This is a genomic window from Proteiniphilum saccharofermentans, from assembly GCF_900095135.1.
In the GTDB taxonomy this organism is placed as follows: Bacteria; Bacteroidota; Bacteroidia; order Bacteroidales; family Dysgonomonadaceae; genus Proteiniphilum; species Proteiniphilum saccharofermentans.
In genome coordinates this window covers 3,155,407-3,178,457 of sequence record NZ_LT605205.1, presented here as the reverse complement: position 1 = coordinate 3,178,457, position 23,051 = coordinate 3,155,407, and the positions used below count along the sequence as shown (strand labels likewise).

The following is a 23,051-nucleotide window of genomic DNA, read 5'->3' as shown; positions in this document are numbered from 1 at the left end:
CCTTTATTGAAGTATATTCAACATCACCTCCAACTTATGTTCGGTTTCTTCCCATTCGTCATCCAAAGATGAAGATACGAGTAAACCACTGCCGGCAAACAAAGTAAGCAAATTTTTCTCAATATGCATGCATCTGAGGTTTACATATATGTCGGTTTCTCCTTCTGTGTCGAGCATGCCGAGGAATCCGGAATAATAAAGACGATCTTGCTCTTCGTTATGCTGAATAAACCGGTAGGCTTCATCTTTCGGAAGTCCCGATACTGCCGGCGTGGGGTGGAGCGCTTTTAGTAATGTACCAGGCTTTGGCGTTTCCGGCAAGTTGAAACTGAAGTCTGTCCGCAGATGCGCCAGATTTCCGGCTTTTATTGTGTAAGGCCCGTTTATTTCCGGTGTGATATGAAAGGAGGAAAGTTGTTTTAGAAGATAGGACGTGACCAGATGCTGTTCTCTTAGATTCTTGTCATCCCACGTTACAGTGCCCGAATTGGGATAGCGGGTTCCGGCAAGGGCGACTGTATGCCATTCATCTCTTACCCCTCTTAGCAGTATTTCGGGTGTGCTTCCCAGCCATGTGCCGCTTTGAGGTGTATGGAAAAGGTAAACATACGAATGGGGATATTTCTCCACGGCATTGAAAAAAGAACGTCCCGGAGAAAATGTGTCTTTTCTATCGATGATCTTGCTTCTCGACAGTACCAGTTTTTTCAATTCCCCGTTTGCCAATGGTTTGTGGAATCGGTCGAAGAGGTAGCTGTACTCAACTTTATTCTTGCTTATATGCTTTTGGAGATATGCTTTTTCCTGCCCATCTTTCCGGATAGAGATATTTACTTCCGGAAAAGTGGTACGATCCGGCCGTATCACTATGAGGGGAGATGTTGCGTTTGTCCGGAAAGGAGCGATCACAAATCCCTGTTGCTCGTTCAGTTCCTCGATATCCCTGAGGATAGAGGGGGTACCGGACGTTTGCATCACAAACCGGGGTGCTGTTTCGTGCGGCAGCCTGAAAATCGCGAAATAGGCGTCCTGTTCGATCAGTACATCTAAAATACGGTAACTATGTTGTTCTGTCATCTCTTTTTTAATACACTGTTGACCACTCTGATGGAAGAGATTAGTTTGTCGGTCGAAGTGAAGACATCTACATTCCATACATGAGATGAACGCCCTTTGTGGATAATTGTTCCCACAGCACGTACCGTATCACCTTCGTGGGCCGAAGATATATGGTTACCGCTAACCTGCATCCCGGCAATAATCTCATCCGGTTCGCAAATTAGCATCGATCCCATTCCGGCCACTGTTTCGGCGAGCGCTAATGTGGCGCCGCCATGCAGTACTCCAAAGGGTTGCCGGGTACGTTCATCTACGGGCATTACCGCCTCAATCCGGCCTGACGAAGCATAGGTATATTGAATGCCCAGATTACCCATCAGTGTATTACGGTTGCCGGCATTCAATTTGTCCGGTGGAATATCTGCTGGACGGACTGCGGCAATGATAAATTTCTGGACTGCAATAGCGACTCCGTCATTATCATTACTTTCGGTGATATAATCGGCACATGCCTTGATCGAGTCCTGCGCATTTCCCATAGCAATACCTAAACCGGCGAGTTGGAGCATCGAGAAATCCCTCCGTCCATCACCGATTGCCATTACCTCTTCAGTACTAATCTTTAACTTTTCAATCAGGACACCCAATGTATTTCCCTTATCGACAAATTTGGGCACGACTTCAAGGAAGAATGATTCAGAGCGGTATACGTCCAGGACGCCGGCCAGGCGTTTCCTCCATTGATCTTTCAAAGCTACCAATGCTGTCTCGTTATCGCTGACCAGTACACATTTAGAGGGCGAAAAATCCACCGCTTCAGAAAGGTTTTCTACTGCTATGATCTCCATACCGTTGAGCGCCGCCTCATCCTGGATATGTTTGTTTTCCGGATCCGTAGTGATAAGTTGATTTTGGTGATAGGTGAAAATAGCGAAACCATTCTTCTGTGCCTTCTTCTCGAGATAGGGCAGCATTGCCGGATCTATCCGCTTTTCGAATAGCACCTCACCGCTCCCTGCATCCACAATTTGAGTCCCGTTGTAAGGAAGGATATAGCCACCCCATTTTTTCATTTCCAGTTTTTCAACCAGATGTCGTAGTCCGTATGGAGATCGCCCCGAAGCCAATACAATGCGGATCCCCGCATGTTGTATTTTCAACAGGGTGGTCAAAGTCTGTACGGATAATTCTTTTTTGCTGTTCACTAATGTGCCGTCCACATCAAGAACCAATAGTTTGTATTTCATATTTATTTAATTCAAAATTTAAGATTATGAAATTTTCACTTCTCAACTTCCGACTTCTTTTTTAATCATCATATCATTAAATTGTTAAATCATCACATCAATCAGAGCCATCCCTCTTTCCGATACCACTCAATCGTTTTCTCAACCCCCTCTTTCAATCTGTATGCCGGCTGAAAACCGATATCTTCTTTCAATGGAGCAATCTCACAAGCCCAGTTGCGTTGTTTCATAATCCTATACTTATCGCTGTTAAAGGTAGTAGCTTTACCAAAAATAGCAGCGGTTTTTTCACTTATAAATGCTGCGGGCTTTACCAGAAAGAGTGGGATTTTTAACCTCAATACATTCTTTTTATGCAATACATCCCGTACAATGGCGTTGAATTCACTGTCGGTATACATATCTCCGTCGGAGACGAGATACTCTTTTCTCCGAATCCCTTTTTCAATCAGGGAGAAAACTATATTTACCAGATCTTCGATATAGATAAAAGAGAGGAGTTGTTTTTTATAACCTGCTCCCACGTCTAATCCATTTTTTACTGCTCTCATCAGGATAAGATAATCCCTGTCGCGGGGGCCGTAGACACCGGTAGGACGTAAAATCAGATAAGGAAATCCGTCGATACCCTTCAGCCAGTTTTCGGCTTTCAGTTTGCTCCTTCCGTAAGCTGTATTAGGGGTGGGAGTCTTATCGGCACACATGGGAGTATACCCAACTTCATCCCCGGGGCCCATAGCCCCGAGGGAGCTCATAAATACAAAAGAATCGGGAACATTATCCGTCTCTATCAGTGCCTCTACGAAATTTTTGGTATATTCCCAATTTACTGTATCGAAATCCGATTTGCGGCGTGCCTTTGTCAGTCCCGCAATATGTATGATGTCATCGAAATGTCCATACTCATTTGTAAAATTCCGGAGTTGTTCCTTCAACTTCGTTTTATCGCCATAGTGCAGGTCGATAAAACGAATGCGTTCGTCCTGCAGGTACTGCCGGCTACTGCTCGTCCGTATTCCGGCCCAGGTTTCATATCCCAGTTCCAGTGCCTTGTCAACAACGGTACTTCCTATAAATCCGCTGGCACCGGTGATGAGGATCCTTCTTTTTCGCATACTATCTCCCTTATCTTTTATACAAAAATAGCGATTACTTCAGGATTTGAAAATGAAGAAACGATTTAATTTTGTTTTATTGCATGTAATATTTATGAGATAAATTCACATGCACAAGGATATGATTAGAGTATCTTGTGTCTTATGTCTTGATTCTTGGCTCTTGGATCTGTTTTCTATGAAATATTTTATTACTTTGTATTTAACTAAAATGCGATTGAATTGTTTAAGTAGAAACTGACGTAAATAAATTATGAGTAAAAAAACAACACCTATACCTTCCGTAAATAAACCCAAAAAAAAGGAGTTGATCCCTTTAGTAACCAATTTTCTTTCCCGGAATAATGATAAGCAATTCAATTATAAGCAGATAGCAGCTGCGCTGGATATTCGTGGAGAAGAGGGACGACGTGTACTGATCAGTGTGCTCGACAAGCTGCGCGATGAAGATGTGCTTTTAGAGACATCCCGCGGCAGATACCGTATCAACAACAGGGGATTGATGCTGGAAGGCCGTTTTGAACGACGGAGCAATGGCAAAAACTTTTTTGTGCCTGACGATGACGGAAATATTATTTATATACCCGAACGGAACAGTAAGCATGCCATGAACGGAGACAGGGTTCGTGTCCAACTGTTGGCAAAGCGGAAACGGGCTGATACCGAAGGAACGGTTGTAGATATACTGGAACGTGCCCAAAGCCGTTTCGTGGGAATACTGGAGGTGCAGAAACACTTTGCCTTCCTGGTGATGGATAGTAAGTTCCTTTCGAATGATATCTTTATTCCGAAAGAAGAACTCAATGGTGCCCAAAATGGAGACAAAGTGTTGGTGGAAATTACCGAATGGCCTGCAAAAGCCAATAATCCCGTAGGAAAAGTGATTGATGTGCTGGGCAAGCCGGGACACAATGATACCGAGATGCATGCCATTCTTGCCCAATATGATCTGCCTTACAGCTATCCGGAGAAAGTGGAGAAATTTGCCGACCTGATCCCTGAGGGAGTCGATAAAGAAGAGATTGCCAAACGGGAAGACTTCCGTGATGTATTCACTATTACCATCGACCCGAAAGATGCCAAAGATTTCGACGATGCCCTTTCCCTGCGTCAACTCTCATCCAATCAATGGGAGGTGGGAGTACATATTGCCGATGTGACCCACTATGTGAAACCGGGAGACCTGATCGACCGGGAGGCGGAAAACAGGGCGACCTCCATTTACCTTGTCGACAGGACCATCCCCATGCTGCCAGAACGGTTGAGCAACGGGATATGTTCGTTACGCCCTTATGAAGAGAAACTCTGTTTCTCGGTGATCTTTACGCTGAATGATAAAGCAGAGATAAAAAAATCGCGTATTGTAAGAACCGTGATAAAGTCGGACAGCCGGCTGACCTACGAAGATGCACAGGCGGTGATCGAAACCGGAAAGGGCGACTTTTCCTCTGAGATACTGCAATTGCACCATCTTGCCAGGCAATTGCGAGAGAGGCGGTTTGCCAATGGTGCCATTAATTTTGAACGGTATGAGGTGAAATTCAATCTCGATGAGAAAGGAAAGCCGTTGGGAGTCTATTTCAAGGAGTCAAAGGAAGCCAACCATCTGATCGAAGAGTTTATGTTGCTGGCTAATAAAAACGTGGCCGAATCTATCGGCATAGTACCCAAAGGGAAGAAACCCAAAACTTTTGTCTATCGCATACACGATGTCCCTGATCCGGAAAAACTGGATACATTCAATACATTCATCCTGCGATTCGGGCACAAGATAAAACCCGACGGCTCGAAAGTGGAAGTGGCGAAGAGTATCAACTCCCTGTTGGATAAGGTGCAGGGACGCCCAGAGGAGAACCTGATTGAGACTATCGCAATCCGTACTATGTCCAAAGCGGTCTATTCCACCAGGAATGTAGGACATTACGGTCTGGCGTTCGATTATTATACCCATTTTACTTCTCCCATCCGGAGGTATCCTGATATGCTGGTGCACCGTCTGCTGGAACGCTATCTGGAGGGAGGGCAAAGTGTAGACCAGGGATCCCTGGAAGAGGAATGCAAGCACTGTTCCCAAATGGAGCAGGTAGCTGCTAACGCCGAACGGGATTCTATCAAATACAAGCAGGTGGAATTCATGGCCGATAAGATCGGTAAAGTCTATGATGGCGTAGTCTCCGGTGTGACGGAATGGGGGATTTATGTGGAGATCAATGAGAATAAGTGTGAAGGTATGATCCCTATCCGCGAGTTGGATGATGATTTCTACGAACTGGATGAAAAGAATTTCCGGTTAGTCGGCCGGCGTACCAGAAGAGAGTATCGTCTTGGCCAGCCTGTTTCCATTCAGGTGGCAAGAGCCAATCTCGACAGGAAACAACTTGATTTTACGCTTGCCTAAAATTTAACTCCCTTACAAAGTATTGGCATAAGGTGTGTGAACTCGGTTTAACTACGGAGGTTTTTGTAATTATGCGGGGAGAATAATGGAAACGCCGTTTTATGACATTTTCCGAAGAGATCAAACAATATGCGTTATCGCTTGGCTTCGATGCCTGTGGTATCTGCCGCGCTACCGATAGCGGGGAGGAGGAACGGTATATGCAGTGGCTGGCTGAGAACGGCAATGCGGGTATGGAGTACATGTCCCGTAATATCGACAAAAGGCTTGATCCCAGATTGTTGGTGGACGGTGCCAAATCCATCATTTCGGTAGCATTGAACTACTATCCGCACGAGAGATTAGCCGAAGAGGTACCGCAGTTTGCCTATTACGCTTATGGCAAAGACTATCATGATGTGGTACGCGAGAAATTGAGCCGTTTGTTCGAATTTATAAAATCCCGGTATCCGGAGGTTACAGGGCGCTATTTCTCTGATTCGGCTCCGGTACTGGAACGTTTCTGGGCGGCACAGGCAGGATTGGGATTCGTTGGGAAAAATACATTGCTGATCATTCCCCGCAAAGGTTCTTATTTTTTCCTGGGCGAACTCATCGTGGATATGGAGTTGGATTATGACTCTCCAATTTCCATAAACTGTGGAAAATGCCGCCGCTGTCTCGATGCTTGTCCTACAGGTGCCATAGAGAGACCTCATTATCTCAATGCGAATAAGTGTATCTCCTATCAAACCATTGAGAATAAGGGGGAGATATCTTCCGGCATAGCTCCTTTGTTGAGCAATAATGTGTACGGTTGTGATATTTGCCAGAAAGTGTGTCCCTGGAATCGTTACTCCAGGCCGCATAGTACTCCCGAATTCATGCCGTTGGATGAATTTTTGTCACTCGACCTGAAAAAACTGATCGAAATGGATGAAGAGGATTATCGGCGGATATTTCGTAAATCGGCCGTGAAAAGGGCCAAATTCTCCGGATTAAAACGGAATGTGGCTGCAATTTCCAAAACTCCCGATAAATAGTTATTTTTGCATCAACAATGATGGAAGAGAGTTTCGATATACATAGTAACCGCAATTTCAGGGAGACCGAGCGTGAGTTTGAGAATAGTTTGCGTCCATTGACCTTTGGAGATTTCAAGGGGCAGGGGAAGATCGTGGAAAACCTGAAAATATTTGTCAGCGCGGCCCGTTTGCGTGGCGAGTCGCTTGATCATGTGTTGTTGCACGGCCCTCCCGGCTTAGGCAAGACAACCCTTTCGAATATCATCGCCAATGAATTGGGTGTGGGATTCAGGGTGACGTCGGGGCCGGTGCTCGATAAGCCGGGTGATCTGGCCGGAGTGCTTACCTCACTGGAACAGAATGATGTGCTCTTTATAGACGAAATTCATCGGCTTTCTCCCGTAGTGGAGGAGTATCTTTACAGTGCCATGGAAGATTACCGGATTGATATCCTGATTGATAAAGGCCCCAGTGCGCGTTCTATCCAAATTGACCTGAATCCTTTTACACTTGTGGGAGCTACTACCCGCAGCGGTTTGCTGACCAGCCCGTTAAGAGCACGTTTCGGTATCAATATGCACCTTGAGTATTACGATCTGGAAACCCTTACCGGGATCGTCCTGCGATCGGCCGACCTGTTGCAGGTTAGCTGTGATGGCCAGGCAGCGTTAGAGATCGCTTCCCGGAGCAGGGGGACACCCCGTGTGGCTAATGCGCTATTACGGCGGGTACGTGATTTTGCCCAGATAAAAGGGAACGGAAAAATAGACAGGCAGATATCGTCTTATGCACTGGAAGCACTCAATATCGATAAATACGGTCTGGACGAAGTAGACAATAAAATCTTACTGACTATCATTGATAAGTTCAAAGGAGGGCCGGTAGGGATTACTACCATTGCTACGGCTGTGGGGGATGATGCCGGCACCATCGAAGAGGTGTATGAGCCCTTCCTGATCAAAGAAGGATTTATCAAGCGTACCCCGCGAGGCAGGGAAGCGACCGATCTGGCATACCGCCACCTGGGACGAAAAAAAGGAGAAGGGCAGGGACTTTTATTTTGATGTCCCGATCGCAACGAGGTAAATATCCCGTAAGGCAGGGTAAGATTAATAGCCGATGCGCCGGTAAATAGAATGGTGTGTGCTAGAAATTACTGAAAATCATATCCAGCTTCAGATTTCCTTTACGTTTATCCAATCTGGCTGCTGCCGGCCACATACGGTGTTGTATTGCGGTTAGAACCGGTGTTGAAGAACCGTAGTAACTGGTTTGTTGTGAGACATAGGTTGCGTCTACCGGAATAAGATAATAGACCAGTTCGAATTCGTCTGAATTTCCCCCCCTCTTCTCATTATAGTGGTTGATCATTGTGGAAATATTCCCGAAACTATAAGAGTAGGTAGAAGCGTCGAACTCGGAAATGAAGCTGGTTATTTTGTCTTCGAGCTTTCTGTTTTCAAAGAATCCGGCCAGCGAATCTTTATTTACCAATAGCAGATAGGTCGGAGGACTCAATTTCACCATAGTGTCTTCGTCCGGCTCAGGCATGGCATATACAGTAAAGTTTGCCAGATTCAGGGCCTGTGATTGCAACTTCTCATCCATTTCCGACAGAGGAAAGGTAATCTCTGTCATTACCCCGGCAGGGCTTTTGATATACGCATAGTCAGGATTTTCCTCCAGCAACTGGTCGTTTTTGTTTTGAATATGGTTGATCTGGGTGACCTCCGGAGTAATATTCAGGCGCATGGCGCTTGTACGGATAGTATCCCCCTTGCCATCATATGTACCGCCTTTGTCCAGGTACTGATAATGTACCAGAAGTGAAGTGAGGCTTACATTGAGGATGGTGCTCTTACCGAAATTGGTAGTAAAATACAATCCCGGGAAAAATTTTCTAAATTCATCCACATTCACCAGTTGCCCGTGTCCCTCTTTTTTATATTCGGCAAGAAATTTTTCACCCAAAGCGTTCGGGAGCATCACATTGATCTCATATACCTTGATAGAACTTCCTGAACTGGTGGTTTCAGTCCTGTAGGTTGAATTCTTTCCGGTAAATGTTTGTGTGCCCAGAGGCGCCGACATATCGGCATACTCCGTGGGGTCGACATGGGAATAATTGTTTATCCCCTTTAGCGATTTGGTAACTTCATATACAGACAACCCCATCGGCGACAATGAATCTCCCATCATCGTGGTGTAAGCGAGCTGCACTCTCACCGAGTCAATGGAAGCGCCGTCATGGAATTGTGCACCTTCGGGAAAATAGAACTCTCCGATATATTCGGACTTAATAGTACCGAAAACAGGATCAGTATATTCGCCCAATACAGGGTATTGTGTTTTGGAAAATATAGAATCTATCTGAACGGTGCGTGCCTGTAACTCCAGTGTATCGACACCTACCGCGAGACGGTCTGGTCCGGGTTGTATGGTAAATCCTATCGGATCAAGATTGTCGTTACATGAAACGGCGGACAGGGCGATAACGGCAATAACAAGTACTCGGCACAGGAATTTGAATTTCATTCGTTCAATCAAGTTTGTTTTCAATGACGCAAATATCTGAAAAAAATGTGGCAAATAAAAACCGTCGAAACGCTTTCTTTTTATTTTTAAAGATATTTGTATATAGATGCGGTAAAAAAATAAATTCATTAGGGATTTTAACCGGATCAGCTGTCAATTTCCTCGTAGAATGCGTCGATCTCTTCCACTCTTTTGTCAAAATCGGAATGGTAAGGCAGGAACTTCACCCCCTTTTCCTGGATGTATTGGATGATTTCGGGATTTGCCTTTTCACTGCCCTGAACAACACCATCAGAGAAATCAATAGCCAGTTTCATCAGATTTGTATAATCGATCATGCCCCGTTCTTTTACTTTCTCGATCTCCGGATCTCCAATTCCGTCAAAACGGAGTTTTTCTGCAAATCCATTCTGGAAAGATTTGTTGAAAGATTCGTCGTAAAGGGAGTAAATCACTTTTGCACCCTTGAAGCAAGGATCATCGGCATATCCTTTCTTGATATAAAGAGGAGCCAATGCGCTGAACCATCCGTGACAGTGGATAATATCGGGAACCCAACGCAACTTCTTGATGGTTTCCATTACCCCGCGGATAAAAAAAATGCTCCGTTCGTCGTTGTCGTCATATTCCAGTCCTTCCGCATTGACGAGTGTTTCGCGATTCTGGAAATAATCATCGTTATCAATGAAATAAACCTGCATCCGGGCCGACTGGATGGAGGCTACCTTTATAATGAGGGAATGGTCGGTGTCATCAATGATGAGATTCATTCCAGAGAGGCGGATCACCTCATGAAGTTGATTACGGCGTTCGTTGATGTTCCCGTACTTAGGCATAAAAGCGCGTATCTCTTTACCCTTCTCCTGTATGGCCTGGGGCAGATAACGTGAAGTATTTGAAATATTAGTCTCTTCGAGATAAGGATAAATTTCCTGTGAAACGTACAAAACTTTTTTCTGGGACATGTAGCTAATTATCTAAATTTGAGTACAAAGATAATAAAAAAAATCCACATAAATACAAAATAAAAATGCATCTATTTTGTAATCAGCTTATATAGAGCTGTGTAACATCTTTTTGCTTTCTGTTATATGGAGAATTGGCACGGTTTTTTTCTGTATGTGGCAAATATTTTGTTGCTTTGCACTGTAAAATCAGATCAATGAGAGTTATTCATACTATAGCAGGGCTGAAGGAACTGCTTCAACAGCACCGGCAGGAGGGCAAAACCATTGGTTTTGTGCCTACCATGGGTGCGCTTCACAAGGGACATATCACCTTGGTGGAACGTTGTGTGGCGGAAAATGATATCTGCGTGGTAAGTATTTTTGTCAATCCCACGCAATTCAATAACCAGGAAGACCTGAGGCTTTATCCCCGTACTCCTGAAGAAGATTATGAACTGCTGAGAAGTACCGGAGCTGATGTTGTGTTTGCCCCTTCGGTGGAAGAGATATATCCCGGGCCGGATATCCGGATCTTTGATTTTGGCCTGCTCGACAAAGTGATGGAGGGTGCCTTCCGTCCCGGTCACTTCAATGGTGTGGCCCAGGTAGTAAGTAAACTTTTTGCTTTTGTGGAGCCTCATAAAGCCTACTTCGGTGAAAAGGACTTCCAGCAATTAGCTATTGTCAGGGAGATGGTTAAGCAGCAGGAGCTACCCGTGGAGATCGTGGGAGTCCCTACTGTCAGGGAACAGAACGGTTTGGCTATGAGTAGCCGTAATCAGCGGCTGTCGGTAGAACAGAGGGAGCATGCTTCGGAAATACACCGTATCATGCGGGAGAGTACCCTGTTAACCGAAGAACAATCGCCGGATCAGATCATTCACTTCGTAACCGGGTCAATAAACAATGTACCTGACTTACGTGTTGAATACTTCGGGATTGTTGATGGGGATTCATTACAACCGGTCTCTACCTGGCAGGATTCCGGAAATATTGTGGGAGCAATTGCCGTCTATTGCGGTGATGTGCGCCTGATTGATAATATAAGATACAGATAACATATATGTGGTTAGAAATATTGAAATCCAAAATACATAGGGCAACGGTAACCGATGCCAATTTGAATTATGAGGGAAGCATTACGATCGACGAAGATCTGATCGATGCGGCCAACATGATCGTACATGAAAAAGTGGCGGTAGTGAATAATAATAACGGCGAACGTTTTGAGACTTATGTGATCCGTGGTGAACGCGGATCAGGAATTATTTGCCTGAACGGAGCAGCTGCACGGAAAGTACAGAAAGGTGATGTGATCATCATCATGAGCTACGCGTTGCTGTCGCCCGAAGAGGCAAAAACGTTCCAGCCTGCTGTCATCAATCTTGACGGTAACAACCGGATAAAAAAATAATCCTGTCGATAATCATACAGATCCGCCGATTGCCAGAGCAATCGGCGGCTTTTTAGTTTAAAATAGGTGTATTCCAATAAGCACATCATCAAAATCAGTACGCCCATCCTGTTGAGTTTGCTTGCGCAAAACATCATTCAGGTGATTGACACCGCTTTTCTCGGTCGTGTAGGAGAAGTGGAACTGGGTGCATCAGCTTTGGCCGGTATTATTTACATCGCTATATACACGCTGGGTTTTGGGTTCAGTATGGGGAGCCAGATCCTTATCGGGCGGAGAAATGGTGAGAAGAATTACAACAAGATAGGAGATATTGTTATTCAGGGAGCTATTTTCCTGCTTATCCCGGCTATATTGCTGATACCTCTGCTGCGCTACGGAGCTGTTCACTGGATACCGGCAATGTTTGAGTCGGCCGATGTTGCCGGGGCCGTAACGGAATATCTTGAATGGCGCGTTTTCGGTATTATTTTCGCCTTTGTCAATCTTATGTTCCGGGCGTTCTATATCGGCACCGCACGTACCAAAGTGCTTACTGTCAATGCTGTGGTGATGGCCGGGACGAATGTGATATTTGACTATGGTCTGATTTTCGGTAATCTGGGAATGCCCGAACTGGGAATTGCCGGGGCAGCTATCGCATCGGTAATTGCAGAATTTGCTTCTACCGTTTTTCTGCTTGTTTATACACGCAAAACGGTTGATCCCGATAAATACGGTTTCAGGAAAATCAGGTTTCAATGGTCTGTAATTAAAAAAGTACTGGATATTTCTGTCTTCATGATGGTGCAGTATCTTTTTTCCATTGTTACCTGGATGCTTTTCTTTGTGTTTATTGAGAATTATATGGGAGAAAGACCTCTGGCGGTAACCAATATCGTGCGGAGTTTTTATACTATTCTTACGATCCCTTCGCAAGCATTGGGGGCCGTGGCGAGTACGCTGGTGAGCAATACCATCGGAGCGGACAAAAGAGATGAGGTGATCAATCTGATAAAACGAATAGCTTTTATAAGTCTGGGAGTAATGGTCTGCGTGATAGGTATTGTCTCTGCCTTTCCGAGGACGATGATCCGTATCTATACGGATGATCCCTCCCTTATCAATGATACCGTTTTGCCGTTTTATGTGCTTATCTCATCATTACCTATCTATAGTATGGGATCAGTACTGTTTAATTCCGTATCGGGTACAGGGAATACCCGTACCGCCCTTAAATTTGAGATTATCACATTGTTTTTTTATCTTTCATATATGTGGTTTGTCATTATTCACATGCGTTTTTCCGTAGCTGTGGCATGGACAACGGAACATGTGTATTGGTTCTTCTTGCTTACGCTTTCGTTTATTTACCTGCGTAGCGGTAAATGGAAGGAAAGGAAGATTTAAATTTCTGAATTTATACTATCTTTACTGACGGAAAAGGAAATAACAGAGTGGTAAAGAGATTTAGGATTTCACAATTTCAACATTTCATAATTCAACAATTTCTTAACTTCTAAATATCCGACTCCTAATTTCTTGGTTCTCAGTTCTTAGTTCTAAATTGTATAACAATGGAATCAGTCAAACTGCAGATTGAGTCGCTTCGCAGCCAACTGCATGAACATAATTATAACTATTACGTATTGTCGCAACCAACGATTTCTGATTTTGAATTCGACCGGTTGATGCGACAACTGATGGAATTGGAAGCAGCATACCCTGAGTATTATGACCCTAACTCGCCATCGGTACGGGTGGGAAGCGATATTAACAATAATTTCACACAAGTGGTTCATCGTTTCCCCATGCTTTCGCTTCAGAACACCTACTCTGAGGGGGAAGTGACTGATTTTTACAATCGTGTCAAGAGGACACTGAACGAAGAGTTCGAGATAGTGTGTGAGCTCAAGTTCGACGGGACTTCTATCTCTTTGGTCTATGAGAACGGGCGGCTGACACGGGCGGTGACCCGTGGTGACGGACGGAAAGGAGATGATGTGACCGCCAATGCGCGGACCATCCGCAATATACCGTTGGTGTTGAAAGGTGATGATGTCCCCCCTTATATTGAGGTGCGGGGGGAGATATTGATGCCGTGGAGTTCTTTTGATGCACTGAACAAAGAGCGGGCTGAACAGGAAGAACCCCTGTTTGCCAATCCGCGCAATGCCGCTTCGGGTACCCTGAAAATGCAGGATTCCCGGGTGGTGGCTTCCCGTAAGCTGGAATCCTATATCTATTCAATGTTGGGTGATTCCCTCCCGTCCCGCAGCCATTTTGAGAATATGACCCTGGCTCGCGGATGGGGGTTGAACGTGTCAGACACCATGAGGAAATGCGGGACCCTGGAGGAGATCTTTGCTTATCTGAAAGAGTGGGATGTTGCTCGAAAGACGCTTCCGGTGATTACCGACGGAGTTGTGCTGAAGGTGGATTCCTTGACACAGCAACGCAATTTAGGGGCTACCTCCAAATTTCCCCGATGGTCTATCGCTTTTAAATTCAGCGCCGAACAGGCGGTTACACGCCTGGAATCGGTTTCCTACCAGGTGGGACGGACAGGTGCCGTTACTCCCGTTGCCAATCTGGAGCCGGTGTTGTTGTCTGGTACCACCGTGAAAAGGGCTTCTCTTTACAATGAAGATGCGATTCTTGCACTTGACCTGCATATCGGTGACAGGGTCTATGTGGAGAAGGGGGGGGAGATCATTCCCAAGATTACCGGTGTAGATAAGGAAGCCCGTTTCTTGTTGGGTGACAGGGTCACTTTCACCCGCAAATGCCCTGATTGCGGAACCCCTTTGGTGCGCAATGAGGACGAGGCCGCCTATTACTGTCCCAACAGCGAGGGATGTCCCACGCAGATAAAAGGGCGTATCGAACACTTTGTCACCCGTAAAGCCATGGATATCACCATAGGTCCGGAGACTATCAATCTGCTCTATGAGAAAGGGCTGATCAGTGACGCTGCCGATCTTTACCGGTTGCGGTTCGAAGACCTTGTCTATTTGGAGCGTTGGGGACAAACAAGCGCCAATAATCTGCTGGAAAGTATAGAAAGATCGAAATCAGTATCCTATGAGCGGGTTCTGTATGCCCTGGGCATCCGCTTCGTGGGCGAGACCGTAGCGCGGAAACTGGCACAGGCATTTCCGGATATCGATCAGTTGGCCCAGGCGACTGTGGAGCAACTGGTCGCTGTGGATGAAATCGGCGAGCGGATCGCGCGAAGTGTGACCGCTTACTTTGCCAACACCCTCTGTGTGGATTTCGTACGGAGGTTGCGGCAGTACGGTTTACAGTTTGCGTTGAGCCAAGAGATGCTGGCTGCAAAGACCGATAAATTGAAAGGATTATCTATCGTCATCAGTGGTACATTCGAACTCCATTCGCGGGATGAGTACAAGGCTATGATCCTGCAAAACGGGGGAAAGAACAGCGGGTCAGTTTCGAAAAATACCGACTACATTCTTGCCGGAGAGAATATGGGGCCGGCCAAATTAGAAAAAGCGGGAAAATTAGGTGTGAAAATTATTGACGAAAAGGCTTTTCTGGAGATGTTGCAATAAACCCGGCGGTTCACCCTGTCCCATGATCTTGCTTTGCCCTACTCGTTGTTATAGGCTTTAACCAGCCGGTCGGTTCTTTCGTGCCTTTTCCTGTTGCGGGCACGGATTGGATCGAAATCCCGGCCGGAGGGTTTCACTATTTGGCCGCCGGTGGGGATTATTTGCATATTCTTTCCCACAAACTCATACCGAACCGATCCTGCCGGTCGTTGATTGATGGGAGGAGCATTGGTGACTGTCGTATTTATGTGTGTTTTGTATTTTTCCGGTGGATTGAGTAACTGTATCTTGTCTCCTCTTGTGGGAAGCCTGGTGGTTGGAGACACTTTGAGGATTTCTTTGTCTTGCTCTGGCAATATCTGGGGAGAATGTTGATATTGTTGCTCTCCGGATTGTTTTTCGGGCGTAATGAGTGACTGACGAAGCCTTTTTTTCATTTCATCATTCAAGTCCTGTGCATCTAATTCCGTCACGATTAATCCGAATAGTATACACAAAGGTATCAAACAGGAGGCATTTTTCATCTGTTCATTGTTATTACCGGAAAGCGGGCGTTTACTCCTATAGATGCCTGCATTCCGGGAATGCTGCATGATTTTCCGTTAAAGAAATTTATCGGAATGTTAAAACGACGAAAAATGCTAATCTTTCATATCGAAACTATACGAACCGATATGATGTCCATCGGCAAAGATATCGGCTTTGTAAGTGCCGGGCATGAGAAATTCTTCAATATCCCAGTACATGGTGACCGGCATTTCCTCGCCGCCGTATTCTACGATGCGTTTCATCGAATAAAGAATATTTCCGTTCTCATAAGGGAAGGTGTTGGACGGGCTTTTTGAGAGGACCGATCCGTCGGGTGTCATCATGCGGACGTATACGGTGCGCTCTCCAGGCTCCGCGGTGATATTGCGGGCAATGGTGAAGGAAACTACAAACTGCGTGCTCCGGCTCAGGCGCGACTGGTCCCTGCCCCTGTCATTTACCGCCTTGGCGCTGATGTTCGTGGCTACCAATTGCGCTGCCAACGATACTCTTTCCGAGAGTTGTTCCCGCTCCTGGGATACCTGCCTGAGGGTTTGAGTGGTTTTCTGATATTGATCGGTAATCTGCCGGTTTTCCGCTCGCAGTTGCTCATTGAGCCTGTTGAGCGAATCAATCTGCTGCACATAGGAACGAAGAATTTTGCGCAATGTGGCCAGCTCATCCTTCAGCCGTTTGATTTCAGCCTGATCGCTCGCTTTGGTCATTCGAAGCTCTTCCTGTAGACGAAGCACCTTTGCCTGTTCATTCTCCAGTTTATATAACAGCGAGTCGTTCTGGACACTGAACTTAAACCCTTCGTATTGCAATGAAATGGCTTCATATTCATCCTCCAATTCCTGTTTATCGATAGTGAACTGTTGCTGCATCTCACTCATCTGTGTATTCCTGGTGATGAGAAATCCGATGAGAATAGCCATCACAATGACGAGGACACCTATTACGGCAATCAGCTGTGGCGTGCGTTCTTTTAAGTTTATCTTCATCTAAGTGCTTATTTTCCAATCGACCGCAAAAATAACCCTTTTCAAGCTAAAGCCCAATGATTCACCGGCCTTTTTCGTAAATTTAAGAATTAATCGTCTCTTTACCCTAGAACTGTGGATGGCATTCAGAGCCGTTGCTCTCGTTTTTATTCTCCCGATGAGAAAAGTCTACCCGTCGTTAAAAAATGGAAGAGCTGGTTCTGGAGGTCAACTCTTCCAGGAACAACATCCCCTTGAACGAATTTCCTTTTTTGTTGAGTCGTGGACTCCATACGGCAATGGTGTACTTTTCCGGATGGACTGCCACTATACCCCCGCCCACACCACTTTTTCCGGGTAACCCCACTTTAAAGGTGAACTCTCCGGCTTCATCGTAAAAGCCGCAGGTCTGCATGAGCGCATTGACTCTTTTGGTGCGACTCGCAGTGAGTATTTGTTCGCCGGAAAATGGAACAATCCCGTTGTTGGCAAGAAAGAGAAAAGATCGGCAAAGCTCTTTGCAACTCATCTCAATAGAGCAGATATGGAAATAAATATCCATCACCCTGTCGATATCATTTTTGATGTTGGCGAATGATTTCATCAGGTTAACCAGGGCATAGTTTCTGTAACCGGTTTTTTTCTCCGATAGTGCCACTTTGGAATTATAGTCGATACTGTCAGTTCCCGTTATTCTGTGGATGAACGACAGGATATTTTCTTTTGGAGAAGCCAGTTCACTCGCAAGAATATCACAGATCACAATGGCACCGGCGTTGATAAACGGGTTACGCGGTATGCCCCTGTCGTACTCCAACTGAACCAGAGAGTTGAACGGAGTCCCCGCCGGCTCTAGCCCGGTGCGTTCCCAGATACTGCTCTTTATACGTGAATAAGCAAGAACAAAGGTGAATACTTTGGCTATACTTTGAATGGAAAAGCGCTTTTCTGCATCCCCGAAAGCAAATTCTTCACCTCCGACAGTTGTGAGATGCACGCCGAACTGATCGGGATTTACATGTGCTAACTCAGGGATGTAATCGCCTACCTGTCCGGGGTCTTCTACCGACTGCAACTCACTGTGAATTTCCTGAAAGAGTGTTTCGTAATGCATTTTATTGTGAAGATTAGAAATAAGAATTTAGAAAAAAGAACTTAGAATTAGAAGCGCTGATCTATAAGAACTAAGCATCAGGCTTACGTTTCAAAGATAGGGAAAAGCTGGAATTAATTACCTTTTTATGGCATTTTTTCTTAACTTTATCGACTCAAACGGGAAATTAATGTGGAAAGGTGGAAAAGGTGAATTTGATAATTCTCCACTTCTCCATTTCAGACTTCTTAGTTCTAAATAAAATCATATGAAGAAATTGGTGTTATATCTGCTCCTGTGTTGCTCATTTATCTTTACTGCTTCTGCCGATGAGGGGATGTGGATGCTCCATCTGTTGAAACAACAAAAGTTAGCCGAGATGCAGAAACTTGGGCTGGAACTGGAGGACTACGATATTTATGATCCTGACGGTATTTCATTGAAGGATGCAGTCGTCTTTTTCGGAAGAGGATGTACAGGAGAAGTAATCTCGTCAGAGGGATTGGTACTCACCAATCATCACTGTGGGTATGGGCAGATACAGAATCATAGTTCTTTAGAAAATAATTATCTGGATGACGGTTTCTGGGCAATGACCAGAACCGAAGAACTTCCCAACCCCGGGTTGACTGTTGCCTTTATCGACCGTATGGAAGATGTGACCGATTATGTGAAACAGTGCCTTGAAAGGGATAAAAAGCAAGATACCGATGGTGTTTTCTTTCTTTCGCCCTCTTATCTTAACCGGATTGCACGGGAGAAAGCAGGAGAGGAACTCCTGGCCGTCCCCGGTACCGAAGTGGAGATAAAGCCTTTCTTTAACGGTAATCAATACTATATGTTTACCAAAAAGATCTATTCTGATATTCGCCTTGTTGGTGCTCCGCCGAGTTCCATCGGCAAGTTTGGTGCCGATACCGATAACTGGATGTGGCCACGCCATACGGGCGATTTTGCGTTGTTCCGTATCTATGCTGACAAAGAGGGAAATCCGGCCGATTACTCGCCGGAGAATGTACCGCTAAAACCCAAACGATGGTTGAAAATATCTGCCGGAGGGGTTGAAGAGAGCGACTTTGCGATGATTATGGGATTTCCCGGTACAACCCATAAGTACTATACCTCATGGGAAGTAGCCGAACGAAGAGATATCGATAACAGGGTACGTATCGATATGCGGGAAGTGCGCCAGAAGGCTATGTTGGAGGAGATGCTGAACGATCCGGCTGTAAAGATCCAGTATGCAGCTAAATATTCCGGCTCCACCAATGCCTATAAAAATGCCATTGGTACCAACTGGGCTATTGATATGCGCGATTTCGAACAGTTGAAGCTGGAACAGCAGAATCGTTTGTCGGAATGGGCAAAAAATAATCGAAAACCTGAATATATTGAGGCGCTGAAAGAAATTGAACGAATAGTTGATGAAAGAGCCGATCTACGTTACAGAAGCTGGATGCTCAATGAAGGAATCATACGGGCTGTGGAATTTGCCAATGTGCCTCAAAGGGGATGGAATATGCTGACACAAGCGGTGGACAGTGCTGCGGCCGAAGGTGCGGATTCCAACGTTCCGGATGGTATAGAGGACGCAGTCCTGCAACTGGAGCAGGATTATAACTTATTTGCCGATAAAGATTACAATATTGATGTAGATAAAAGGGTTTCTGTGGCCATGCTCACCGAATATACCCGGTTGATTGGCATTGAAAAACAACCTGCTTTCTTCAATATTCTTTATACCCGGTTCAATGGGGATGTGGAGGCATTTATTGATTATATTTTTGATCGGTCTCTATTTGGAAACAGGGAGAATTGGGACTTGTTTTATTCCGATCCCCGGGCGTTCATCTCCGATAAGGCTAAGATGGAGCAACTGAGGAATGATCCTATGTTCCTGTTTGCCCGTTCGGTGACCGAAGAAGCACTTTCGCTCGGCACTCAACTAAGTAAATACGATGTACCGTTCTCCCTGGCGCGCCGTACCTATATGGAAGGGATTCTTGCCATGGACGGACCCTATACCCATTTTCCCGATGCTAATCTTACATTGAGGCTTACTTACGGGCAGGTGAAAGGCTACCAGCCCCGTGATGCGGTCACTTATGCCCATCAGACCACTCTGAAAGGTGTGATGGAAAAAGAGGATCCTGATAACTGGGAGTTTGTTGTGGCGGAAAAACTGAAAACTCTTTACCTGGAAAAGGATTTCGGTAGCTATGCCCTGGCCGACGGTAATATGCCGGTCAATTTCGTGGCTACTACCCATACTACAGGCGGTAACTCCGGAAGCCCTGTGTTGAACGGTAAAGGAGACCTGATCGGGATCAATTTTGACCGGAACTGGGAAGGAGTAGGAGGGGATATACAGTATTTACCCGATTACCAGAGAAGTATCATCGTAGATATCCGATATGTGCTTTTTGTGATCGATAAGTTCGCAGGAGCCGACCATCTGATAGAAGAGTTGGAACTATTTCGTTAAGCAATATGAGCAGAGCCAAGCTTGCTTGAGCTATGCCATTGCGAGAAATAGTCTAATGTAATTGAACTTATTCGTTAAACAGGCGGCTTCGGGCAATCATGCAGGCACCGATGATCCCGGCCTTATTCTTCAGTTTTGATGTCACGATCCGGGTATCTTTATTGACCAGATTCAAGGAGTGTTTTCTGATGGAACTCCGTATGGGTAGCATGATAAATCCTTCTGTTTCGGCTACTTGTCCGCCAATAATTACCAACTCCGGATTGAAGATATTGATGAGGCCGGCAATATATTTACCCAATTTATACCCCACCTCTTCCACGATCTCGATACAGAGAGGATCTTCCATATTGGTGGCCTTGATAATGTCGGTAAGGGTGAGTTTATTGATATCTTTTATCTGCTCTGTGAGGAGAGTACTTTCTCCTTTCGAGATACGCTCCATCACCATTCTGTGTATTGCTAAACCGGATGCTTCTGTTTCGAGGCATCCTTTTTTCCCGCAATGACAGAGAATCTCATTCTCGAAAATCGGAAAATGGCCGAATTCACCGGAAAAACCTGATTTCCCGTAATAGGGCTTGCCGTCGATAATAATACCAATACCCAACCCCCAGGAAATATTTACAAAAATGACATTCTGTTCCCCTTCCGATACACCCTTCATATACTCGCCATAGGCCATGGCACGCGTGTCGTTATCAATTCCTACATTGTAATTTAACTTTTTTGTAAGTGTTTCACTGATAGGGTTTTCGCTGAAATAAAAACTGCTGTAACTATATCCCGATTCGGGATTTACACGGCCTGAGATATTCAGGCTGATGTTGAAAATCTTTTTTTTGAGTTCTCCAGTCTTGTCAATAAATTTCTGGATGTGGTCGCAAAGAAGATCAAATGATTCCGTTGTATTTTCATAAGTGTAGGGAATACTCATCTGATATTCAACTATATTTCCAGTAAAATCCATCAGAGCTATGTTCAGGTGATGCCGGCTCATATCCACTCCTACAAAATAAGCGGAAGTAGGATTTAATCCGTACACGCTCGGATGTCTCCCGCCGGTCGTCTGAATCTTGCCGAACTCGGCTATCAATCCCTGATCCTTGAGTTCGGCTATAAATTTGGTTATAGTGGGTACACTGAGGTCGAGCTCTTTGGATAATTCGGCGATGGTGTCATTCCCTGTAGTGATAAAGTGATTGATAATGTCTTTCTTTATCTGAACATTTTTCGGGCTTTTATCGCTTTTTAAAAGAAAATTCTTTACCATGATATATCTGTTTAGTATGCAAATCCAGATCACTCTAATCCATTACTGTGAAACTACTCGTCCTGGGTGGACGAGTTTCTGCAATGAAAACAAACAAAGATATGAACTTTTTCGTTAAGCGAGTGCAGAACAAATTTATTTGTTTTGCCGAGAGTAGAAAAAGCCTAATGTAATTGAAAAAAATGATCTAATAAGGGTAAAATATAAAGAAATCTTTGTGATATGCCTTTCCGATCTTTTCTTTTTTGGTACTTTTGTACGAAATAGTGATAATGCCTTTTTTAGTGACCTGGTTTATGGAATAGAAACATAACATTAAACTATAAATAAATAAAATGATTATCCGCAATAGTTCCTATTGTAAATTCTTGACTTGAAATCAGGAGCATACGTTACAGCGGCTATCAACAGTCTTTCAAACTGGTTTTCCCCGAAGTAACGCCTGTTGAATTTATAACAGAACTGGTTGAGATAATATTGCAAGTATTCCGGTTTTATCTTGTAATACACGCCCAAGAGCTGTCGTTTGGCATTGCTGATCGCGGTATGGACCCAGGGCAGCACATTGGAAAGATCCTCGTGTGGAATAACGGATGCCGTATGTGAATGGACATGCTCTTTCAATTTAGTGTAAGAAGTTGAGTCATCGGTGGTCAGGTCCGCCGTGCTTTCAACGTGCTCTTTGACATTCCTTGTAATTGTACCGGCTTTCAAGTCGTTGATGACTTTCATCTTCAGGTATCTGACCTTCTTGGGTTTCTTACCCGGTTTGGGGTTTTCAACGGTTTTGCTTTCAGCCATTACCAGCACTTTGGTCTTTTTTTGGCTCCCGCGGCCGCGCTTCAACGGTTTGTCCCTCTCTTGAAGGGATATTTCGGTGGAAAAGAAGGCGTCGTCCAACTCGATGGCTCCCTCAAGGGTGTACTCATCATCGCGTTTGCCCATCACGTCACGCAGTTTATTGACCATTTCCCATATGGGCTGGTAACGCTTGTGCCCCAGCTGGCGCTGCAGCTCCGCCGCGGAAAAGGAGCCCTTGGTCGCCGTGAGCAGGTGCATGGCCACGAACCAGTAACGGTAAGGCAGGTTGGAGTGCTGCATGACGGTGCCTGAACGCAAGGTTTGGCGTGCGCGACAACGCTTGCATTCATAGGCCTGCTTGTTTTCCAGCCAATAATGTTCTTTACAATTGCAATGCCGACAGGTTACTCCCATTTGGTCTCTTTGTTCTTTGAATTTTTTCCGACAGGATTCCTCATCGGGGTAATTTATAGCAAAATCCAGGATATTCATAGCTTGAATCTTTATATCGTTATCGATGTAAATATAATGAATATCAGTGAATTGCACAAGCATTTTTGAAACTTATTTATAACTTTTTCCCGCTAAATTCTTTAGGAATAACTGCGGATAATC

The 23,051-nt window shown here is 45.0% G+C and carries 18 protein-coding genes; 8 read left to right on the top strand and 10 right to left on the bottom strand.

Annotated elements, in window-relative coordinates; all coding sequences use genetic code 11:
- Positions 1–3: 3 nt before the first annotated feature.
- The 3 genes from PSM36_RS12440 to PSM36_RS12430 all read right to left on the bottom strand — a co-directional run bounded on the left by PSM36_RS12440 (position 4) and on the right by PSM36_RS12430 (position 3,421).
- Positions 4–1,077 carry an isochorismate synthase gene (locus PSM36_RS12440; RefSeq protein WP_076931173.1) on the bottom strand — a complete coding sequence of 358 codons (1,074 nt, stop codon included), beginning with the start codon at positions 1,075–1,077 and terminating at the stop codon, positions 4–6.
- Complete coding sequence (locus tag PSM36_RS12435) at positions 1,074–2,306, bottom strand: Cof-type HAD-IIB family hydrolase (RefSeq protein ID WP_076931172.1); 1,233 nt, start codon at positions 2,304–2,306, stop codon at positions 1,074–1,076. Before PSM36_RS12435 ends, PSM36_RS12440 begins: the two co-directional genes overlap by 4 nt.
- Before the next feature lie 101 nt (positions 2,307–2,407).
- Positions 2,408–3,421, bottom strand: a complete 1,014-nt coding sequence (locus PSM36_RS12430) for an NAD-dependent epimerase/dehydratase family protein (protein WP_076931170.1) — start codon at positions 3,419–3,421, stop codon at positions 2,408–2,410.
- Between the two features lie 253 nt (positions 3,422–3,674).
- Between PSM36_RS12430 and rnr the strand changes: the two genes are divergently transcribed.
- The 3 genes from rnr to ruvB all read left to right on the top strand — a co-directional run bounded on the left by rnr (position 3,675) and on the right by ruvB (position 7,887).
- Entirely contained in the window at positions 3,675–5,819 is a 2,145-nt protein-coding gene (gene rnr / locus PSM36_RS12425) for a ribonuclease R (RefSeq protein ID WP_076931168.1), read from the top strand.
- A gap of 101 nt (positions 5,820–5,920) precedes the next feature.
- On the top strand, positions 5,921–6,841 hold the full coding sequence (gene queG, locus PSM36_RS12420; RefSeq protein ID WP_076931167.1) for a tRNA epoxyqueuosine(34) reductase QueG: 921 nt from the start codon (positions 5,921–5,923) through the stop codon (positions 6,839–6,841).
- A gap of 20 nt (positions 6,842–6,861) precedes the next feature.
- The gene (gene ruvB, locus PSM36_RS12415) at positions 6,862–7,887 is read left to right on the top strand and encodes a Holliday junction branch migration DNA helicase RuvB (RefSeq protein WP_076931165.1); all 1,026 of its coding nucleotides are present in this window, start codon (positions 6,862–6,864) and stop codon (positions 7,885–7,887) included.
- An 82-nt stretch (positions 7,888–7,969) separates the two neighbouring features.
- Here ruvB and PSM36_RS12410 read toward each other — a convergent pair whose 3' ends face one another.
- Positions 7,970–9,358, bottom strand: a complete 1,389-nt coding sequence (locus PSM36_RS12410) for a DUF4270 domain-containing protein (RefSeq protein ID WP_161947576.1) — start codon at positions 9,356–9,358, stop codon at positions 7,970–7,972.
- A gap of 146 nt (positions 9,359–9,504) precedes the next feature.
- On the bottom strand, positions 9,505–10,323 hold the full coding sequence (locus tag PSM36_RS12405; protein WP_076931162.1) for a glycogen/starch synthase: 819 nt from the start codon (positions 10,321–10,323) through the stop codon (positions 9,505–9,507).
- Positions 10,324–10,520: 197 nt separating this feature from the next.
- Between PSM36_RS12405 and panC the strand changes: the two genes are divergently transcribed.
- From panC to ligA, 4 genes are all read left to right on the top strand, one after another.
- Entirely contained in the window at positions 10,521–11,363 is an 843-nt protein-coding gene (gene panC, locus PSM36_RS12400) for a pantoate--beta-alanine ligase (protein WP_076931161.1), read from the top strand.
- Between the two features lie 5 nt (positions 11,364–11,368).
- Positions 11,369–11,719, top strand: coding sequence for an aspartate 1-decarboxylase (gene panD / locus PSM36_RS12395; RefSeq protein WP_076931160.1), 351 nt, complete (start codon positions 11,369–11,371; stop codon positions 11,717–11,719).
- A 66-nt stretch (positions 11,720–11,785) separates the two neighbouring features.
- Positions 11,786–13,108, top strand: coding sequence for an MATE family efflux transporter (locus tag PSM36_RS12390; RefSeq protein ID WP_076931159.1), 1,323 nt, complete (start codon positions 11,786–11,788; stop codon positions 13,106–13,108).
- A gap of 167 nt (positions 13,109–13,275) precedes the next feature.
- Positions 13,276–15,273 (top strand): NAD-dependent DNA ligase LigA, encoded by a 1,998-nt coding sequence (ligA, locus tag PSM36_RS12385; protein ID WP_076931158.1) that lies wholly within the window; start codon positions 13,276–13,278, stop codon positions 15,271–15,273.
- A gap of 38 nt (positions 15,274–15,311) precedes the next feature.
- Here ligA and PSM36_RS12380 read toward each other — a convergent pair whose 3' ends face one another.
- The 3 genes from PSM36_RS12380 to PSM36_RS12370 all read right to left on the bottom strand — a co-directional run bounded on the left by PSM36_RS12380 (position 15,312) and on the right by PSM36_RS12370 (position 17,898).
- Complete coding sequence (locus PSM36_RS12380; RefSeq protein ID WP_076931157.1) at positions 15,312–15,866, bottom strand: hypothetical protein; 555 nt, start codon at positions 15,864–15,866, stop codon at positions 15,312–15,314.
- 48 nt (positions 15,867–15,914) lie between these two features.
- Entirely contained in the window at positions 15,915–16,805 is an 891-nt protein-coding gene (locus tag PSM36_RS12375; RefSeq protein WP_076931156.1) for a coiled-coil domain-containing protein, read from the bottom strand.
- Positions 16,806–16,983: 178 nt separating this feature from the next.
- A complete protein-coding gene (locus PSM36_RS12370) occupies positions 16,984–17,898 on the bottom strand; it encodes a glutaminase (protein WP_076931155.1) in 915 nt (304 codons plus the stop codon).
- A gap of 247 nt (positions 17,899–18,145) precedes the next feature.
- On the opposite strand from PSM36_RS12370, the gene PSM36_RS12365 reads away from it, so the two are divergent.
- Positions 18,146–20,362: a S46 family peptidase gene (locus PSM36_RS12365; protein WP_076931154.1), complete on the top strand. Its 2,217-nt coding sequence runs from the start codon at positions 18,146–18,148 to the stop codon at positions 20,360–20,362.
- Positions 20,363–20,429: 67 nt separating this feature from the next.
- Here the strand turns inward: PSM36_RS12365 and PSM36_RS12360 are convergent, their stop codons facing one another.
- On the bottom strand, positions 20,430–21,635 hold the full coding sequence (locus PSM36_RS12360; RefSeq protein WP_019537957.1) for an ROK family transcriptional regulator: 1,206 nt from the start codon (positions 21,633–21,635) through the stop codon (positions 20,430–20,432).
- 339 nt (positions 21,636–21,974) lie between these two features.
- Positions 21,975–22,928: an IS1595 family transposase gene (locus PSM36_RS12355; RefSeq protein ID WP_076929706.1), complete on the bottom strand. Its 954-nt coding sequence runs from the start codon at positions 22,926–22,928 to the stop codon at positions 21,975–21,977.
- Between the last annotated feature and the right edge of the window lie 123 nt (positions 22,929–23,051).